The organism is Acinetobacter sp. YH12105 (assembly GCF_013419095.1).
Taxonomy (GTDB): Bacteria; Pseudomonadota; Gammaproteobacteria; order Pseudomonadales; family Moraxellaceae; genus Acinetobacter; species Acinetobacter pseudolwoffii.
Genome location: NZ_VPAU01000007.1, coordinates 1 through 17871, shown reverse-complemented (window position 1 = coordinate 17871; position 17871 = coordinate 1). Strand labels below are relative to the sequence as shown.

16 protein-coding genes and 1 pseudogene are annotated in these 17871 nt (G+C 43.8%); 10 read left to right on the top strand and 7 right to left on the bottom strand.

All coding sequences use genetic code 11. The annotated features are described in order from the left end of the window. The first annotated feature begins 40 nt into the window (after nt 1–40). From rapA to FTU44_RS07320, 3 genes are all read left to right on the top strand, one after another. Nucleotides 41–2878, top strand: a complete 2838-nt coding sequence (gene rapA / locus FTU44_RS07330; RefSeq protein WP_100534957.1) for an RNA polymerase-associated protein RapA — start codon at nt 41–43, stop codon at nt 2876–2878. 145 nt (nt 2879–3023) lie between these two features. Further along, nucleotides 3024–3290 (top strand): PAAR domain-containing protein, encoded by a 267-nt coding sequence (locus tag FTU44_RS07325; protein WP_100328728.1) that lies wholly within the window; start codon nt 3024–3026, stop codon nt 3288–3290. 139 nt (nt 3291–3429) lie between these two features. Further along, nucleotides 3430–4230 carry an alpha/beta fold hydrolase gene (locus tag FTU44_RS07320; protein ID WP_180049971.1) on the top strand — a complete coding sequence of 267 codons (801 nt, stop codon included), beginning with the start codon at nt 3430–3432 and terminating at the stop codon, nt 4228–4230. Between the two features lie 366 nt (nt 4231–4596). Here the strand turns inward: FTU44_RS07320 and fabR are convergent, their stop codons facing one another. Continuing rightward, on the bottom strand, nt 4597–5277 hold the full coding sequence (gene fabR / locus FTU44_RS07315) for an HTH-type transcriptional repressor FabR (protein ID WP_005096625.1): 681 nt from the start codon (nt 5275–5277) through the stop codon (nt 4597–4599). A gap of 153 nt (nt 5278–5430) precedes the next feature. On the opposite strand from fabR, the gene FTU44_RS07310 reads away from it, so the two are divergent. Both FTU44_RS07310 and FTU44_RS07305 read left to right on the top strand, forming a co-directional pair. Next, the gene (locus tag FTU44_RS07310; protein ID WP_034608544.1) at nt 5431–6495 is read left to right on the top strand and encodes a flavin reductase family protein; all 1065 of its coding nucleotides are present in this window, start codon (nt 5431–5433) and stop codon (nt 6493–6495) included. Nucleotides 6496–6509: 14 nt separating this feature from the next. Continuing rightward, a complete protein-coding gene (locus tag FTU44_RS07305; protein ID WP_005096627.1) occupies nt 6510–7604 on the top strand; it encodes an acyl-CoA desaturase in 1095 nt (364 codons plus the stop codon). A gap of 193 nt (nt 7605–7797) precedes the next feature. Here FTU44_RS07305 and FTU44_RS07300 read toward each other — a convergent pair whose 3' ends face one another. Both FTU44_RS07300 and FTU44_RS07295 read right to left on the bottom strand, forming a co-directional pair. Continuing rightward, nucleotides 7798–8451, bottom strand: coding sequence for an HAD family hydrolase (locus FTU44_RS07300; RefSeq protein ID WP_005096629.1), 654 nt, complete (start codon nt 8449–8451; stop codon nt 7798–7800). After that, nucleotides 8418–9626 carry a DUF1615 family protein gene (locus tag FTU44_RS07295; RefSeq protein WP_005096631.1) on the bottom strand — a complete coding sequence of 403 codons (1209 nt, stop codon included), beginning with the start codon at nt 9624–9626 and terminating at the stop codon, nt 8418–8420. The genes FTU44_RS07300 and FTU44_RS07295 overlap by 34 nt, the downstream gene beginning before the upstream one ends. Nucleotides 9627–9706: 80 nt before the next feature. Between FTU44_RS07295 and dusB the strand changes: the two genes are divergently transcribed. Then, entirely contained in the window at nt 9707–10732 is a 1026-nt protein-coding gene (gene dusB, locus FTU44_RS07290; protein WP_180049969.1) for a tRNA dihydrouridine synthase DusB, read from the top strand. 248 nt (nt 10733–10980) lie between these two features. Then, entirely contained in the window at nt 10981–11658 is a 678-nt protein-coding gene (locus FTU44_RS07285) for a hypothetical protein (protein WP_180049968.1), read from the top strand. 55 nt (nt 11659–11713) lie between these two features. Here FTU44_RS07285 and FTU44_RS07280 read toward each other — a convergent pair whose 3' ends face one another. Then, nucleotides 11714–12757: a nitronate monooxygenase family protein gene (locus tag FTU44_RS07280; RefSeq protein WP_180000366.1), complete on the bottom strand. Its 1044-nt coding sequence runs from the start codon at nt 12755–12757 to the stop codon at nt 11714–11716. Nucleotides 12758–12963: 206 nt separating this feature from the next. Here FTU44_RS07280 and FTU44_RS07275 point away from each other — a divergent pair, with 206 nt between their 5' ends. The 3 genes from FTU44_RS07275 (at nt 12964) to FTU44_RS07265 (ending at nt 15573) form a co-directional block, all read left to right on the top strand. Continuing rightward, nucleotides 12964–14223 (top strand): putative DNA modification/repair radical SAM protein, encoded by a 1260-nt coding sequence (locus FTU44_RS07275; protein ID WP_180049966.1) that lies wholly within the window; start codon nt 12964–12966, stop codon nt 14221–14223. Beyond that, nucleotides 14223–15002: a TIGR03915 family putative DNA repair protein gene (locus FTU44_RS07270; protein ID WP_159137862.1), complete on the top strand. Its 780-nt coding sequence runs from the start codon at nt 14223–14225 to the stop codon at nt 15000–15002. Before FTU44_RS07275 ends, FTU44_RS07270 begins: the two co-directional genes overlap by 1 nt. A gap of 61 nt (nt 15003–15063) precedes the next feature. Continuing rightward, nucleotides 15064–15573 (top strand): hypothetical protein, encoded by a 510-nt coding sequence (locus tag FTU44_RS07265; RefSeq protein WP_005096639.1) that lies wholly within the window; start codon nt 15064–15066, stop codon nt 15571–15573. A gap of 52 nt (nt 15574–15625) precedes the next feature. Here FTU44_RS07265 and FTU44_RS07260 read toward each other — a convergent pair whose 3' ends face one another. The 3 genes and pseudogenes from FTU44_RS07260 to FTU44_RS07250 all read right to left on the bottom strand — a co-directional run. Next, the gene (locus tag FTU44_RS07260) at nt 15626–16837 is read right to left on the bottom strand and encodes a YeeE/YedE family protein (protein ID WP_005096641.1); all 1212 of its coding nucleotides are present in this window, start codon (nt 16835–16837) and stop codon (nt 15626–15628) included. A 347-nt stretch (nt 16838–17184) separates the two neighbouring features. After that, the gene (locus FTU44_RS07255) at nt 17185–17529 is read right to left on the bottom strand and encodes a hypothetical protein (RefSeq protein WP_005096643.1); all 345 of its coding nucleotides are present in this window, start codon (nt 17527–17529) and stop codon (nt 17185–17187) included. 162 nt (nt 17530–17691) lie between these two features. Further along, nucleotides 17692–17871, bottom strand: a pseudogene (locus FTU44_RS07250) (IS5/IS1182 family transposase); the annotation flags it as partial.

Here is a 17871-nt window from a genome sequence, read left to right as displayed (position 1 = left end):
GATTGAGCCTAATATTCATAATCTTGTACTTAAGATAAAGGTGGAAAAATTGCAGCAATTTGCTATTGGTCAACGTTGGTTATCAGATACTGAAACAGAACTCGGTTTAGGCGTTCTTATTGATGTTGATGAGCGGTCGGTTAGCATTTTATTCCCGAAAAGCGATGAAACTCGCGTCTATGCACGTAGCAATGCACCCTTATCTCGTATCGTATTTAATGTGAAAGATGAATTACAGGATCAGGAAGGAACCAAATGGATTGTAGAATCCGTGGAAGACCGCAATGGCGTGGTGCGTTATCACGTCATTCGTACCCTGGAAGATGGGACTGAAGAACGTAAATCGCTGAATGAAACCCGCATTGGTGCCACCATCCAGCTGTCCAAGCCTCTAGACCGTCTACTGGCCAGTCAGGTCGATTATAAAGAATGGTATGACTTGCGCATTGAAGCGCTGCTGATGCAGGCCAATATGCAAAGCAGTCCACTGCGCGGTTTGGTCGGTTCACGTGTCGGCCTGATTCCGCACCAGTTGTATATTGCGCATGAAGTCGGTCAGCGTTTTGCTCCGCGTGTATTACTGGCCGATGAAGTCGGTCTGGGTAAAACCATCGAAGCTGGCCTGATCATCCATCAACAGCTGAAAACTGGCCGTTCTGAACGCATCCTGATTTTAGTACCAGATTCGCTGCAATATCAGTGGATGATTGAGATGCGCCGTCGTTTCAATCTTGAGTTCTCGTTATTTGATTTGACCCGTACTGCATCAATCAAAGAGCATGATCCTGAACAGAACCCATTCCTGACCGAACAAAAAATTATTGCCTCTGTCGATTTGATGGTCGACCATGAAGATCTGCGTGAACAGGCGCTCGAAGCCGGTTTCGACTTGCTGGTGGTCGATGAAGCACATCATTTGATGTGGAGCGAAGAAGATGGCGGTAATGACCGTTATGATCTGGTCGAAGAACTGGCTGAACATACGCCGGGCGTATTGTTATTGACGGCAACACCGGAACAGCTCGGGGTAGAAAGTCACTTTGCACGCCTGCGTTTACTCGATCCGCAGCGCTTTAACTCGCTGGATCGTTTCCTGGATGAAGAAGCGCAATATCAGCACACCGCTAAAATTGCAGAAGTGTTGATGTCAAATCTGCCACTTGAAGCAGAACATTTGACTGCGATTGAGGCCTTGTTGGGTCATTCAATTGAAGATCATCCTGAGCAGCGTTTCCGTGCCATTCACGAACTTTTAGACCGTCATGGTACCGGTCGTATCCTATTTCGTAATACGCGTGAAGCCATTCAGGGCTTCCCGGGTCGTGACTGTCAGCCGGCACCATTACCAGCACCGGAACACTGGTCGAAAGATGGTAAGTTGCGTGAGCAAATGTGGCCTGAAGAAGCCCAGCTCGATGGCGCATGGATGGAAGCCGATCCACGCGTGATGTGGCTGATGGAGCGTTTACGTACTGATTTAAAACACAAGAAAGTCTTGCTGATTGCACGTAGCGGGCCAGTGGTTGAAGCGCTGGAAAATGTACTTCGTCTACATGCCGGTATCCGTACTGCAATGTTCCATGAAGGCATGAGTCTGCTAGAACGTGATCAGGCTGCCGCTTATTTTGCTGAAGATTCGTATGGCGCGCAGATTTTACTTTGTTCGGAAATTGGTTCAGAAGGGCGTAACTTCCAGTTTGCATCTGACCTGATTCTGTTCGATCTTCCTGCCAACCCGGACGTTTTAGAACAGCGTATTGGCCGTCTGGATCGTATTGGTCAGGAAAACCGGATTCAGATTCATGTGCCGTATCTGGTGGGAACTGCGCAAGAACGTATGTTCCGCTGGTATAACGAAGCCTTGAATATTTTCGGCAATATTTCCCCAACTGCACAAACCTTGCAAGAAAACTTTATTGTTCGCTTGAAAGACTGTCTATTGGCAGACAAAGGTCAAGCGTTTGAAGACCTGCTGGAAGAAGTCAGCGTACAACGTGAAGCTTTGGAAGCTGAATTGCAGGAAGGTCGTGACCGTTTGCTAGAGTACAACTCTTGCCGTCCGGTGGTGGCACAGGAAATTGTCAACGCGCTTGAAGACTATGATGACAATACTACTTTGCCGATCTTCATGAAACGCTTTATGGCGTCCACGAATATTGACTTTGACGAGCAAAGTAACGGTACCGTGATCATCAAGCCGACAGATCAAATGCAGGTTCAAGGTTTGACACTGGATGAAGAAGGCATCACTGCCACTTTTTATCGTGATCAGGCACAAATCCGCGAAGATGCGCAATACCTGACCCTGGAACATCCATTCACTGAAAGTGTGATGGAAATGATCAATACTCAAGGCTTTGGTAGCACCAACGTTGCGGTATTAAAATCTGCGGCACTGCCACAAGGTTCGGTATTGCTGGAAGTCTGGTTCAAGGTCGATGTGGTTGCACCGAAAGCATTGAACTTGCCATCAAGCCTGCCGCAACAATTGGTTCGTGTGTTATTAAGCGAGAAAGGTCAGGATCTTTCACAAAAAATTGCGCCTGAAATTTTAAAACCGTATCTGCATCATTTAGATGGCAACAGCTGCCGCCAAGTAGTGAAAGCACGTCGTGATGTGATTGAGGCACGTTATCAGCAAGCACTTGAATTGGCACGCAGTGCATTGCCAAACTTCAAGCAGCAAGCCAAAGAAGTGTATGGTAATAAATGGCAATATGAAATTGACCGTCTGACCTATCTGAAACAGTTTAATCCAAGTATCCGTGAAGATGAAATTTCACGTTTACAGAAGTTGCAGAAAGAAGGTCTCGGCCTACTGGATGGTTTATCTGTGACGCCAGAAGCCATTCAGGTGATGGTAGTCGTCAAGCCTTAAGTTTTAAGCAATTAAAAAATGCAGCTTTCGGGCTGCTTTTTTTATGGCCGAAATTCGGCTTTTATATTGTTTTGGTCGGGGAATACTGGCCTGTCATTTTTCTTGTGTTTAAAATCAGTCTAACCAATAACCAGAAATAATAAACATGTCCAAAGCCTTTATTGGTCTGGGAGCCAAAACCACCCACGGTGGTATTGTGGTAGAAGGTGAGCCGTCTTTGATTATGAATGGCATCGCCGTACATTTAAATGGCATGACGCATTATTGTCCCAAATGCCAGACCATGGTCACCGCAATCTCCAGCGATTTATCTATTACTGTCAAAGGACGGGCAATGCTTATCGCAGGGGATAAGACCAGTTGCGGCGCGACTTTTCTAGCCATGCAGCATTTGACGGTATCGCAGAAATAAATCTTAAATTCGTTTAATAAAATAAGAAGAGCTGACTTCAAGGTCATGCTTTGAGCGTTTTGGCACTATCACATGACTTTTCAGATCAGTAAGCTCATCCGATGATTTCAGGATGAATACGCGCTGCGTTTGGAAAATAATGAAACAAGCCCTACATTTTACCCATGCCAATGGCATCCCTGCGGCAACCTATCAGAAATTTCTGGACTGTTTCCAGCCAGAATATGAGGTCAAAGCGATTCCCTTGATTGGCATGAAGTCGCAATATCCGATTACGCCAGACTGGCGCTATCTGGTCGATGAAGTCATTGCAGATATCGAGCAGCAATTTCCTCAGCAGCAGGTGGTGGGTCTTGGACATTCCTTTGGTGGTCTGGTGACTTTGATGGCAGCGTATCGACGTCCGGAACTGTTTTCCAAACTGTTAATTATGGATCCGCCATTTATTATTGGAAAAAACAGCGCCATGTTTGAACTGGTTAAAAAGCTGAATCTGAAAAGTATCGATCACTATACACCTGCAGGAATTACGCTAAAACGCAAGGATCACTGGCCATCGAAACAGGTCGCAGTTGATGCACTCAGATCAAACCGCTTATTTAGCAATTTTGATGAGCAATGTTTTGCTGATTATATCGAGAGTGGCATTCAGCCAGAACCTGAACGCGGTGGGGTGACTTTGAGCATTCCAAAACAGGTAGAAGCGGAGATTTTCCGGACTGTACCGGCATGGTGGTGGCGTACGCCAAGACGACCACCTGAAGTGCCGATTCATCTGATGACTGCAGAGCAGAGCCAGTTTTATCAGCAGGGTTTGCCGCAAGGCATGCACAAGATTTATCGGATCAATTATTCAGTGGTCGAGGGCGGACATATGTTTCCGCTTGAGTATCCGGAAGCCACTGCGGAGATAGTGAAAGCACAACTTGTACTGTTGTAATCGTCATAAAAAAGAGATGACTGGTACCACTACTGTTCCACAATTTTAACTAGGCTATAGTTTGAATTGTATGGAGTAATAAAAGCAATTAGATAGTGTTTTTAAATATCTGATATTTATACTTGGATATTGCGCAGCCTCATCTTCCCTTTAAAAGTTTCAATGGATTTGTGCAGGCGCAACCCTACTTTGGAAAGCCCCAAAGTAGGCAAAAGTCTCTTATTACCCATACACGACGTCCTGTCGTGATGGGTAATGTGTGGCATCCCTGCCACACGCGCGTAACTTAAAGCTAATCACTTTAACTTTGGGACAGTAATCCGTCTAGTACGTCTCTTTTTATATCATTTTACGCAAATTGGAAAATTAACGCAGCTGCGAATCTTCCAGATGGCGAGCGCCTTCCAGAATCATCCGAATCATGAGCATGGTCTGTTCGGCAATTTCCTGGCGGTCTTCAGCCGGCATGTCAATGACATTGGCCCCCATGTTAAACACCAGTTGAGTAATGGCTTTGGCGGCAATATCGGCATGTAATAACTTTCTATTATTCAGGCGTTCCAGACGAATCAAATCATCCTGCAATTCCTGCTGAAAATAATTTAACTGGCGTTCTACAGCCTGTTTATACGATTTTGAACCGGTATAACCTTCACGCAATAACAGGCTTAAATTGCCTTCATCTGCATCCAGCTGAGCAATAAAAATTTCGACCGAACTACGAATAATACTGCTTTGTCGGGAGGCTTTTAAGCGTGCTTCATGCAGAATCTGACGTAATACAATCCCGGCACGATCAATCAGCTCAATGGCCAGCTCATCAATATCTTTAAAATGACGATAGAAACTGTTTGGCGCAATACCGGCCTCACGTGCGACTTCACGCAGGCTCAACGATGCAATACTTTTTTGTGGACCAATCAGGTTTAATGCTGCCTGAAACAGTTCTTCCTTGGTAATGGTGGCCTTGCGACCGACACTCCGTACGATAATCGGCTCATCAATGCTTTTCGATTGTAGTAGAGATGCGTCACTGCTTATTTTCATTGAAGGCTCGTTCATCAATAGGTTCATGCATGAATCGTTTGATTATAACCGAGCACGACAGGCTTGTGAAATGAATGGAAACAATACACATGTATATACAAATATATATACATGTGTATAATAATTCAAAACCTCAAGATGATGTCGATAACGATGCATGTACTCCAAAAACTTAAAATGCCGTTGAATGCACTGTCTGACAGTGTCGTCGATCAGCATGCGATTAATTTCTGGATTCAGAAACTCAATCCGATATGGTCGTTGAATCAGCCATTGGGCAAGATTGTGCACAAGGAAAATGCTGCACAGGATATGCTGAGTCTGAAAATTCAAGTGAATCGTTTATTTAAGTTTGGTAAAGCGGGGCAACACCATCCGGTCTATGTGGTGGTGAAGGGCATCCGTTATGAACGTAGCTATAGTTTGACCCATGTAGATGCCCAGCATGTGTTATTGACTGTGAAAAAAGTCCATGCCGGTAAAGTCAGCACCTGGTTTGCAGAGCAGGCGCAAGTGGGTGATGTCATCGAATTTGGTCAGCCTTATGGCGATATGACTGTGCCTCAGCAGGCGAGTCCACTGATCTTGCTTGCAGCAGGCAGCGGGATTACCCCAATGCTGAGCATGCTGGAAAGCCTGAGCAAAAAGGGTGAGTTATCAACACCAGTGAGCTTGTGGTACTGGGTTAAAAAACATCAAGATGCAGCATTTAAAGCACGTTTCGAAGAACTTGCTCAGAAACATGCAAATTTCTCATTTCATGTTTATGCCACGCAAGAACAAGCTGCGGCAGCTCGTCTGAATGAAACTTATCTGACAGATTTGCAAAATCTGGAAAATAGCACGGTCTATTGCTGCGGCCCGTCAGGTTTTGTATCGACTGCAGAGCAGCTGTTTGCTTCAGCCAAAGAGTTTAAGGGTGAAGCCTTTAGCATGAGTCTGGCGGATCAATCCGATATCGGCTTTATTAATGTCACCCTGACTCAGTCGAAAAAAATTGTCAGTATTCCAAAAGGCCAGTCCATTTTGGTGAGTCTGGAACAACAAAATATCAAACCGACACATGGTTGCCGTATGGGCATTTGTAATAAATGCGCCTGCAATAAAGTGGAAGGTTCGACCAAGAATTTGGTAAACGGCGCACGAAATACTGAGCCAGGTAATCTGCTCAAAATTTGTGTTAACTCAGCGCAGACTGATCTAGTCATCGACCTATAAGCGAGTTTTATCCTATGAATATGCCAGTAAAATTTCAATATTTTAAAAATCCTAAAAACCGTGAATTATCACAAGTAGAACTCGATGAACTTGCACGTGAACTTGATGCGATCAAGCAAGAAGTGCTGGATGATTTAGGTGAAAAAGACGCGAAATATATCCGTCGTGTCTATTCAACCATCCGTTATTCATCAATTGCCGGTCGTGCGCTATTGTTTGCAGGCTGGTTCCCACCAGCATGGTTGCTAGGCACAGGTCTATTAGGCTTTGCCAAAATCATGGAAAACATGGAACTGGGTCACAATGTCATGCATGGTCAGTATGACTGGATGAATGATCCTAAAATGAATGGTCAGACCTATGAATGGGATATCGTAGGTACTTCGGATAACTGGCGTCAAACCCATAACTTTAAACATCATACTTATACCAATATTAAAGGTATGGATGATGATATCGGTTATGGTCTATTGCGTCTGTTCCCAGAACAGCGCTGGAAACCGGGTTATTTATTACAACCGATTTATGCGGTGCCATTCTGTTTGCTGTTCCAGTGGGGCGTGGCCATTCAGAACCTTGAATTGGGTAAATATTTCAAAGGTCGCAAAAGCAAAGAGCAGACCAAAGAAGAATGGCGCCCAATGCAGAACAAAATCGGTAAACAATTGTTTAAAGATTATGTGTTCTTTCCATTGATTGCAGGTCCTGCTGCTTTGCCAGTTTTGACGGGTAATATGGTGGCCAATGGTCTGCGTAATATCTGGACGTTCAGTATTATTTTCTGTGGCCACTTTACCAAAGATGTAGAGGTGTTCCCGAAATCGGTACTGCAAAATGAGAGCCGTGGTCACTGGTATATGCGCCAGATTCGTGGTTCATCTAACCTGACCGGTTCTGAAGCATTCCATATCTTGACGGGTCATTTAAGTCACCAGATTGAACATCATCTGTATCCTGATGTGCCTGCCCGTCGTTACCGCCAAATGGCGCCAAAAGTTCAGGCGGTGTGTGAAAAATATGGTTTGAACTACAACAATGCCAGTCTGGTAAAACAGTATGGCAGCGTAATCAAACGTATTGTGAAATATGCATTTCCGTTTAAGAAATAATATTTCTTAAAGCTAAAAACCACCTTATTTGAGGTGGTTTTTTTATGGATGAAGCTTATATTTAAACAAAAAAGTCTGGATGATTCAGTCATCAGATCTGCCTTAAAAGTATCATTGAGCGACAACTCATCTGTCATTTAAGTGCTTGTTAAAGATTATTATGGCGTATCAATAAAGCGGAAATTTTAAAGCCCTAATATGTCATTGAATCGGATGGTAGATTAATTTTTGGCAATTGCTGATCTTGTCCTTCCAGATAGCGTTGATGTGCCAAACTCAGCATTTCCTGATCTTCTTCGCTGTTACCATAGGCATAAATTTCAGCATAATCTTCCAGACGATATTTTTCTAAAATTCTCAGTTTCTTCTGCGCATTACTACAATCTGGAGTCTGATAAAATCCTGTTATTTTTCCAGCTTTGATTTCAACTTCGCTACACAGTAAATCGATATTTAAATAGGTACAGACCGGTTTCAAGTATAAATCCAGTGATGCTGAAACCAGCGCGATCTCATGACCCAGTTGCTGATGTTGCCGAAGTTGCTGCAACAGTTTTGGATTAAACTTAAAGACCAGCTGCTGGGCATAGTCCTGCGCCAGTTGTAAAATTTCTTCTGCATCGCTGTCCTTAAACATGTTGCCATACAATTTTGGACGCATCGCATGGGCAGGGTACAGCTTCAGATAATAGGCCTGAATCCAGGGCAGGAGACGAATGCCGCGTCTTAAAATATGCCGTTTTTTCAAGGCATAGAAAATGAACCCGGTAAAACTGTCGTCTGTATACAGGGTGCCATCAAAATCAAATAAGGCTAGAGTTTTAGGTGTTTGATTTTGCGCATGCATGTTTGATATCGACCATCGACACGGGTGGCAAACCAGTTGGTATTGTAATCACGACTCAGTTTTGGTCCAGAAATGACCACTTCCGGCATAATTGCATACATCGGATCTTTGCCTGTTTTTTCCTGATAGAGCTTGCTGATCCCACGATAGGTCATGGTATCTTCAAAATCTTTCTCTTTTTCTTTCTTTAAATCGGCGCGGATTTGACGTTCGGTAATAATAAAATTATTTTTCGCAAATACACTGATCAGCTCACGCTCGGATTGACTCTTCTGCGAACGGATCGCGCCATCTTTGTTATAGAGTAATAAATCGCCATCCAGATCGAGTTCAGCTTCAGTTAAATCATTGAGCATGCTCTGAAAAGCGGCATTCCGGCTGGAATACATGCCCGAGTTATAGTCTGCAAAACGGTAGATCGGTTTGTCATAATCTGCAGGATACATCATCAGACGATGAATCCCGTAATATAGGCCGCCATATTGCGTATATACATCGGAGCGTAAGGCTGCGATGTTGCCACCTTGACGTTTATATTCCTTGACATAACTAATATGCACTTGCATTGAACCCAAAGTGGTAATCGGATTCATTTTCTCGCCAATGTTCTGGCCGACCAGTTTTGCAGCACCGGTCAGTGCGCTGACATGGTAATGCTTCGACATATAGTCAAATATTTCACGATATAACTCATCCAGTTCGCGTTCGGTTTTTACCCGGCGCATCTGGCTTAAATAGTTATCTTCTGGGCTTGGATGGTTCTTGAGTACTTCCTGGAAATATCCCGCAACTGTTCCACCGATTGCTTGTCCGAGTTTATCTTTGAATTTTTCTTCAAGACGATCCTGAACTTCTTTAACCGCTTTTTCTCCCAGACCTGGTACTGTAGGGTCTGCCACAAAATTGGATTCCTGATCGACCACGGCCACAATCGTGCAGACATTTTCCTTGGTTTGAGGAATACCCAACTGTTCGGTGATGTCGTAAATATCTTGTGCCCAGGACTCACGCTGATTTACCCGACTCGGAATTGCTTTACGAATATGTTCAACTTCAAGTGTCGGTTCATCATCTTTTGACCACCATGAGCCATTGCCACAGCCGGCAAGACCCAGAGAAAGTGCAAGTACAGACAATGACTTAACAGAAAAACAATCAGCAAAAGTTTTATTCATGGTGTGGTAAATTAATTGAAAAGATGAGCGAATAAGGCAGATGCAGTATACTATGCCCATCAAAAAAGTGATGAATTTATATGTATATTGGTCCATATCAACTGTCCAACAATTTGATTGTCGCCCCGATGGCAGGTGTGACTGACCGTCCGTTTAGAACCTTGTGCAAGTATTTTGGTGCAGGTCATGCGGTCAGTGAAATGATGACCTCAGACAAAACTTTGCGTATGAGCAAAAAAAGTCTCTACCGTGCCAATTTTGATGGGGAGCTGGCACCCATCTCAGCCCAGATTGCCGGTTCAGATCCACAAGATCTGGCTGAGGCTGCGCGTTATCAGGTGGCCAATGGTGCACAAATTGTTGATATTAATATGGGCTGTCCAGCCAAAAAGGTCTGCAATCGATTAGCCGGTTCAGCCTTGCTACAGGATGAAGATTTAGTTGCCCGTATCTTGGATACCGTCGTGGCTGCGGTCGATGTGCCGGTGACTTTAAAAACCCGTCTGGGGTATTTAAATGGTCATGAAAATATCATGCGGGTGGCAAAACGTGCGGAAGATGCCGGAATTGCGGCGCTGGCTTTACATGGCCGTACCCGTGAAGATATGTATTTAAATACCGCACGCTATTCCCTCATTAAAGATGTAAAAGACATGTTGAATATTCCCGTGATTGCCAACGGAGATATTGACAGTCCTGAAAAAGCCAAATATGTACTGGATTATACCGGTGCAGATGCCATCATGATCGGACGTGCAGCACAAGGTCGTCCCTGGATTTTTCGTGAAATTGCCCATTATTTAAAAACTGGCCAAAATCTGGATGCGCCGAGTATTACAGAAGTTAAGGATGTTCTATTGGGACATTTGGCTGAGCTATATGAGTTTTATGGCGAGTATTCCGGTTGCCGAATTTCCCGGAAACATATTGCCTGGTATACCAAAGGTCTGCGTTCAAGCAACGAGTTTCGTCAGGGCATGTATCAGGTAGAAAATACAGCTGATCAATATCGTGTAGTAGAAGATTATTTTAATACTTTACTTGAACATGGTTTGACTATGAGTGATGTTCAGGTCGAACAGGTCAATTTATTAGAGACCAAATGATGGCAGGCTAGTAGGACGCAATCAAGAAATATATTTTGTGTGAAAACACTACCTTTTTTATCTTGAGCGCGTCAATTTTAGCACGCTGTTTACACTTCAGCCTGTCAAATACATAGCACAACATTTTGTTGACTTAAACCGGACAGGACTTGGACATTGCTTACTTAAACTTGTTCTATGATGGATTCATCTAATATGAACAGGAGGTGATCCTTCTTGTTTGTAGTCATCACCAAGGGAGATCTGTAATGACAAATACCAATCGTCCAGTCACAGAATTTAGCCATAAAACGTCAACGGAATTGCCACAAGAACGCAGCGAAGGCTTAAATATAGATCCTACTGATGCCAATGCACGTCCGGATTTAAATACTCCTGAAAAAGATAATCCGAATGTGCCAGATATGAATGAAGGCAAAGATAATCTGGCCGCGACCGGTGCGGGTACAGTAGGTGGTGCTGCTGTAGGGGCCGTTGCAGGTCTGGTCGGTGGTCCTCCAGGTGCAGTGGTGGGCGGCATTATCGGTGGTGTGGTTGGTGGCATTGCCGGTAATGATATTGCAACATCAGATCGCCAAAAACAGGCAGATAACTACCAGCATCCAGAAGTTCGAAGTGAGGCAGATAATTATCAGCATCCCGACCAGTTGATTGCCGAAGATAATTACTGGCGCGATGAGTATCATAATCGCCCGTATTTTAATGAAACGTGGAATACCTACAGCGATCTAGACTATGATCGTGACTATCGCGGCGCTTATCGCGTAGGTTATGAAAACCGTGCCATGTATGATCGTGATACAGATTTTGATCATGCGGAACCTGAACTACGGACCAAGTGGGAACAGGTGAAAGGTGAATCTCGCTTAAATTGGGAAGAAGCCAAGTTTGCAGTCAAAGATGCCTGGCATCGACTTACCCGCTAAGTCCGACTGAATAAAAAACCTCTCTAATTAGAGAGGTTTTTTATGCTGATAAATTTTAGAGATGTTTCATTTCCAGCACCAGCTGATTGATCAGATCAGACGCTTCCATTTCACGAATTTGTGCCACATTTGAGCCTGCCCAGAACGCGCCATAACCCTGATCGTCTTGTTTGGCTGCAGCAGCATGTAATTGCTTGGCCAGATCATAGGTATAAGGATAAGCCGGCACATCCAGACGATCGGGTGTGTCGACATCCATATGCCAGTGGTTGATGATTCCGCGAGCAGGGCGACCGGAAATACTGGCACTGACTTGAGTGAGTGGCTTGGAAAGCAGGGCTTTACGATAAGCCTCGTTGGCATTGGACGATTTGCACTGTACAAATGCAGTGCCAAGTTGCACGGCATCGGCACCGAAATCCAGCATTTGTCTTGCCTGTTGGCCGTCCATAATCCCGCCTGCCGCTACAATCGGCAGGGAACAATGCTGTTTGATCAGTTTCACCAGATTAGAGGTTTTGACCGAAGCATCGAATTTGGTACTGAAAATTCCACGATGACCGCCGGCTTCAATGCCTTGGGCAATAATAATATCAATTCCGGCAGCTTCGATGGCTTTGGCTTCGGCAAAATTGGTCGCAGAAACCATGGTTAAAATTCCTGCCTGTTTTAAGGCTTGAATCTGATGCGGATGCGGAATGCCAAAATGAAAACTGACCGCCCGTGGTTTGGTTTCCAGCACCAGATTCAGGAAGTCATCATTGTCTTTAAAGCTCGGATAAATACAGTTTAAATGCTCGGGTGGCTGCGCCCCATATTCAATAAATTTATTTTTAAACTGTGCGATCCATGCCTGCGCGACAGCTTCATCTAGGGGCACACTGTCATGACAGAAAAAATTCACCTGAAAAGGGCAGTCTGTCAATTCTTGAGTTTTTAAAATCTGTTGTCGTGCTGCCTCGATACTGCTGGCTCCCAAACCGAGTGAACCCAAGCCGCCTTGATTGGACACTTCAGCTGCAAGTTCAGCTGTAGAGACACCTGCCATCGGCGCCAAGAAAATAGGATGTTTAATTCCGAGATTTTCTAATAAAGACATAGATTTGCTCCTTGTTATGTTTTTACTTTGCCCTTGAGTTCAAAATTAAGCAAATCATATTGGTTATTTTATTTTGAAATACTTAAACTTTGCTTAGCTGTCATTTACATTTCTCACGACACGCTATGTCGCTAGCCAGGCAGATTAACTATAGCGCTGCAATTGAAGACTTTATAATAGCATTTTGGTCAAATCTTTCTGAGCTCATGTCTGATCGTATCCGTGAAAAACTGCAAATTTTAGCCGATGCTGCCAAGTATGATGTGTCCTGTTCATCCAGTGGAAGCAATCGTAAAAATAAAGACAAAGGGGTAGGAAATACCGGCAATGGTATTTGTCATAGCTATACCGAAGATGGCCGCTGCGTTTCCTTGCTGAAAATTCTATTTTCCAATGTCTGTATTTTTGATTGCTCTTATTGTGTTTCGCGCCGTTCCAATGACGTCAAGCGAGCAGCATTTACCGTGCAGGAAGTGGTGGATTTGACCATGAACTTTTACCGCCGTAATTATATTGAAGGTCTGTTTTTAAGCTCGGGTATTTTCAAATCGGCGGATCACACCATGGAGCGGATGCTACAGGTGGTGAAAAAACTGCGACTAGAAGAAAACTTTAATGGCTATATTCATTTGAAAACCATTCCGGGTGCATCTCAGGAAATCATTACCGAAGCCGGACTATACGTAGACCGGATGAGTATTAATCTTGAAATGCCGACTGAAGCCGGATTACAGAAATTTGCGCCTGAAAAAACCCATGCCGAAGTACAAAAAGATTTGGGGATTGTGCGGGATCGACTGATCCAGCTCAAAGATGAACGCAAATTGATTAAAACGGTGCCAAAATTTGTACCTGCCGGACAAACCACACAGATGGTGGTAGGCGCACATAGCGAAACTGACCAAGACATTATTTTAATGGCCGATCGGCATTACAAGGAGTTTAAGCTGAAACGGGTGTATTTTTCCGGCTATATTCCGATTAACCCTGAAGAAAAAGCCTTACCGGCTGTTGGTTCAGCGCCGCCTTTGTTAAGAGAAAACCGTCTATATCAATCCGACTGGTTAATGCGTTTTTATGAATTTTCTGCCGATGAAATTGTCGATGACCAGCATCCGAATCTGGATCTGGATATTGATCCCAAACTCAGCTGGGCCTTGCGACATCCTGAAGCTTTTCCAGTTGATATTAACCGTGCCGACTATAAAATAATTTTGCGTGTACCGGGTATTGGGGTACGTTCGGCCAAAAAAATTGTACAGGCACGCCGTTTTGGTCAGATTCATATCGATCAGCTAAAACGCATGGGTGTGGCATATAACCGCGCACAGCATTTTATCCGCTGTGCTGATACGCCAAAATTTAAGAAAGATCAGCAATCGCATCAGATCCGTCAGCAAATTTTACAGTCTGGCCAATCTAAATATCAGCAGCAGCTTTCACCACAGCTTGGACTGGCATTCTGATGGCCTGTTACTGTTTTGATGGCAGCATGACCGGCTTGCTCAGTTGTGTATTTCGGGCTTTTGAGTTTAAGGAACTGAATGCCCGCATCACTGCCAATCCACAAGCACAAAATGGCCTGTTTGATGAATTTATTCATGTTAGCTCTAATGATGAGCATGGACAGCGGGTCTGGCAGGGGCTCAAGCAAAAAGTCTCCTCCAGCAGCTTGCGTGCCTTTTACTATACTTTTCTGTCGGAACAAGAAGCAGCGTTTCAGATTCTATTTGATTTCGCGGTTTATGTATTTCAAAACCAGCGACCTGTCGATAAAGATTATGGTCATCATGCGGTTATCGGTATGTCGCAATGGGCCAAGCAAGTCGGACGGGAAAAGCACCGTATGGAGGCTTTTGTACGCTTTAAAAAGGCCAAGGATGGACTATTCCTGAGTCTGGTTAAGCCAGACTTTAATGTTCTACCGATTATTTCCCGACATTTTCAGGAGCGCTATCAGGATCAATCCTGGCTGATTTATGATGAGCTGCGCAATTACGGGATTTATTATGATTTAGAGCAGGTACATCAGGTCGAGATGAATGCTGAAGCAATTGATTCACAAATCCAGATTGGGCACAGTCAGTCATTCAGTATCGAACTGGATGATGATGAATGGCTGTATGATCAGCTCTGGAAAGATTATTTTAATAGTGTGAATATTCAGACACGTAACAATATGAAACTGCATATTCAATATGTACCGAAACGCTACTGGCGTTATATGAATGAGAAAACACTTTAAACAGTACATCTGGCATCTTTCAGGCATAATAAGCGTTTATATTTAGATTGAGTGCATAGATATGAAGGTATGGCTAACGTCATTGGCGCTGCTCATTGGATTAACCGCATGCTCGAAAGAGCCACAAAAACCGGTCGTCGATCCAGTCAAATATCAGGTTCAGACAGCGCAGGAATTGCAGCAACGTTTTGATGCACTCAATAGCCAATTGGCTCAGGATTTTCAGAAATTTAAAAAACTAGAAAGTATTGCTTTCTCACACCAGTTTCCTTTAGATGTGAACAATCTGCAAACTTTAAACCGTCATTTGGTCAGCAGTACGGCATTAAAACCAAGTAAAATTGCCTATTGCGATATGATGAATGCTTATTTTGCCGATATGTATCGTTTGGGGCATTATAATCTGGAACTGGTCGATGACATCCAATTGCCGAATGCTGCCAATGAAAATCTAAAAGACAATTTTTCGAATGCCGATCACTTCTATACTTTTATTCTGGATCGCTATACCACTTATCGTCAGGTTCAGCAGACCATGGGTTATGGTTGTAATTTAAAAGCCGCGCTTTAAATCTTAAAGATAAAAAAGCCCATCATTAAGATGGGCTTTTTAGTTTAAATAATTAACAACCTGTAATTTTTTCAGCTTGTGGTTTTTCTTCCGGGAAGAAAATTGGACGAAGTTTGACCCCAATACCATTACCGATAAAGGCAAACACCAGCCATAACCAGCCATGTAAACTGCCTGAAGCGATGCCACTGAAATACGCACCAATATTACAGCCATAAGCCAGGCGTGCACCATAGCCGAGCATGATGCCACCGACAACAGCAGCAATGAGCGAGCGTTTCGGAATGTTGAAATTCGGGGCAAACTTACCTGCCAGACTGGCTGCCAGCAAAGCACCGAGCATGATGCCAAAGTTCATCATCGAGGTAATATCAAACCACAACGACTCTGTAAGTGCTTTGGCATTGCCAGCTTTCTGCCAATAATCCCATGCAGTTACATCAACACCCACTAAAGTGGCGCCTTTTGCACCCCAAACTGCCAGGGCAGAAGTCACGCCCCAAGGACGACCTGCAAGTGCCAACGTCGCAAAGTTGAGCAGGGTCAGAATAATCCCGCCCCAAATCAGAGGCCATGGACCACGAATAAAGCGTTTCCAGCCTTGATGCTCACTGCTTGGTTCTACTTCCAGACGACCATGACGTTTCTTTTCGAAATAAACAGTCGCCGCAGCAATCAGTGCAAAAATAACAAAGCTCAGCAGTAATCCAGGCATCACCCCTAAACTCTGTACCAGAGAAATAGGTTCCAGATGAGGCAGGGCAAACCACCAGTCTAAGTGTGAGGTTGCAATCACAGAGCCGATACAGAAGAACAAGAGTGTTACCAGCATACGTGCACTACCACCACCAACGGTATACAGCGTACCCGATGCACAACCGCCACCGAGTTGCATGCCGATGCCGAAAATAAAGGCACCAATCATGACTGACATGGAAACAGGATTGACGTTACCTGTGACCGGGTTGCCAAACAGTTCACCCGCACCTAAAGCCGGGAAGAATAACAATACTGCTAGAGCGAGCATAATCATTTGTGCACGCAGACCACGACCGCGACGTTCCTTGATAAAGACGCGCCAACTCGAGGTAAAACCAAATGAGGCATGGTACAGGGTCATGCCTAGCGCACCACCGATTAAAAATAACAAGGCCTGATTTAAGCCAACGATCTGATAGGCACCGATTGTACCGATCACAAGTAAAATAAAAGCCACCCAGACCGAAATATTCGACCGTTGGGAAGCAGCAGCAATGACTGACATGGGAGATTAAATTTTAAAAATAAAGGCTGGTATTCTACTGAATTTCAGCTTAAATGCAGCCCATTTTGGCCAATGAGTGAGTATTAAGTCATTCTTATAGTTGATAAGTTTTATCACTTTATCTGATTGATGGGAGTGAATTATAAAAATAAATCTAATGGAACATTTCATTATTTTGTAATTCTCTATACTTAAGCAGCTTAAATAAATTGCAGATTTAATCGTATGGTTTTATGCCTATAGATCAGTATCGAGCATTTTTGAGTTTCTAGATTTTCAAATGAAGTACATAAAAAAGCCTGCAAATTGAATCGCAGGCTTTTTAAGCATTAAACTGAGAGCTAAAATCAGTTTTCAGCTTTTTCTCGAACATTGCCAGCACCTTCTTCAACCGCAGCTGCAGTGGCCGCAGTGGCTTTTCGTGCTGCTTCAGCAGTAGCATCTGCTGCTCGAGACGTTGCAGCAGCAGCTTCGTCAGCTGCTTGAGCTGTATTTTCCGCTGCATTATCCAAGGCTCTTTCAGTGTCTACCGCAGCTTCACGGCTTGCATCTTGCATATCATGACCGGCTTGATCTGCTGCATTTTCTAAATGCTCACCTGTCGTTGCCCCGGTTTCAGGTGCTTTATCTTTGTTACAGCCGACCAAGGCAACAGTTGCCACTAAACCTAAAGCAATCATTAATTTATTCATCGAGTAATATCCCTTGTTGTTGTATAGCTGCCAACTAATTTAACAGTCATTTCTTAAAGTTTATGCTAGAAAATAGATCAAAATTTGTTGATTAACTGTAACTTTTTTCAATACTTATGCTGCTTTAACTCGCTCAGGACTTATTTAGGGTCTGTTGACATTTCAAGTATAGAATTTACCCGATAAAGGTAGCCAAATAAATATACAAGCTAATGCAACTGCCCCCTCATAGCTACACTTTAGCTTATCATATCGTGTTGCTATTCCTCTGAACTGCTTTAACCTACAAAATGCATTCTCAACTAAGTGTCTGATTTTATATAAATACCAATCCATATGATC

Excerpts from the sequence above, each read along its gene's own strand:
- FTU44_RS07320 (WP_180049971.1), top strand. The coding sequence starts at position 3,430 with ATGAAACAAGCCCTACATTTTACCCATGCCAATGGCATCCCTGCGGCA.
- FTU44_RS07260 (WP_005096641.1), bottom strand. The coding sequence starts at position 16,837 with ATGTCAGTCATTGCTGCTGCTTCCCAACGGTCGAATATTTCGGTCTGG.
- dusB (WP_180049969.1), top strand. The coding sequence starts at position 9,707 with ATGTATATTGGTCCATATCAACTGTCCAACAATTTGATTGTCGCCCCG.
- FTU44_RS07255 (WP_005096643.1), bottom strand. The coding sequence starts at position 17,529 with ATGAATAAATTAATGATTGCTTTAGGTTTAGTGGCAACTGTTGCCTTG.
- FTU44_RS07295 (WP_005096631.1), bottom strand. The coding sequence starts at position 9,626 with ATGAATAAAACTTTTGCTGATTGTTTTTCTGTTAAGTCATTGTCTGTA.
- FTU44_RS07285 (WP_180049968.1), top strand. The coding sequence starts at position 10,981 with ATGACAAATACCAATCGTCCAGTCACAGAATTTAGCCATAAAACGTCA.
- FTU44_RS07325 (WP_100328728.1), top strand. The coding sequence starts at position 3,024 with ATGTCCAAAGCCTTTATTGGTCTGGGAGCCAAAACCACCCACGGTGGT.
- FTU44_RS07280 (WP_180000366.1), bottom strand. The coding sequence starts at position 12,757 with ATGTCTTTATTAGAAAATCTCGGAATTAAACATCCTATTTTCTTGGCG.
- FTU44_RS07270 (WP_159137862.1), top strand. The coding sequence starts at position 14,223 with ATGGCCTGTTACTGTTTTGATGGCAGCATGACCGGCTTGCTCAGTTGT.
- FTU44_RS07310 (WP_034608544.1), top strand. The coding sequence starts at position 5,431 with ATGCATGTACTCCAAAAACTTAAAATGCCGTTGAATGCACTGTCTGAC.
- fabR (WP_005096625.1), bottom strand. The coding sequence starts at position 5,277 with ATGAAAATAAGCAGTGACGCATCTCTACTACAATCGAAAAGCATTGAT.
- FTU44_RS07265 (WP_005096639.1), top strand. The coding sequence starts at position 15,064 with ATGAAGGTATGGCTAACGTCATTGGCGCTGCTCATTGGATTAACCGCA.
- FTU44_RS07300 (WP_005096629.1), bottom strand. The coding sequence starts at position 8,451 with ATGCATGCGCAAAATCAAACACCTAAAACTCTAGCCTTATTTGATTTT.
- FTU44_RS07275 (WP_180049966.1), top strand. The coding sequence starts at position 12,964 with ATGTCTGATCGTATCCGTGAAAAACTGCAAATTTTAGCCGATGCTGCC.
- FTU44_RS07305 (WP_005096627.1), top strand. The coding sequence starts at position 6,510 with ATGAATATGCCAGTAAAATTTCAATATTTTAAAAATCCTAAAAACCGT.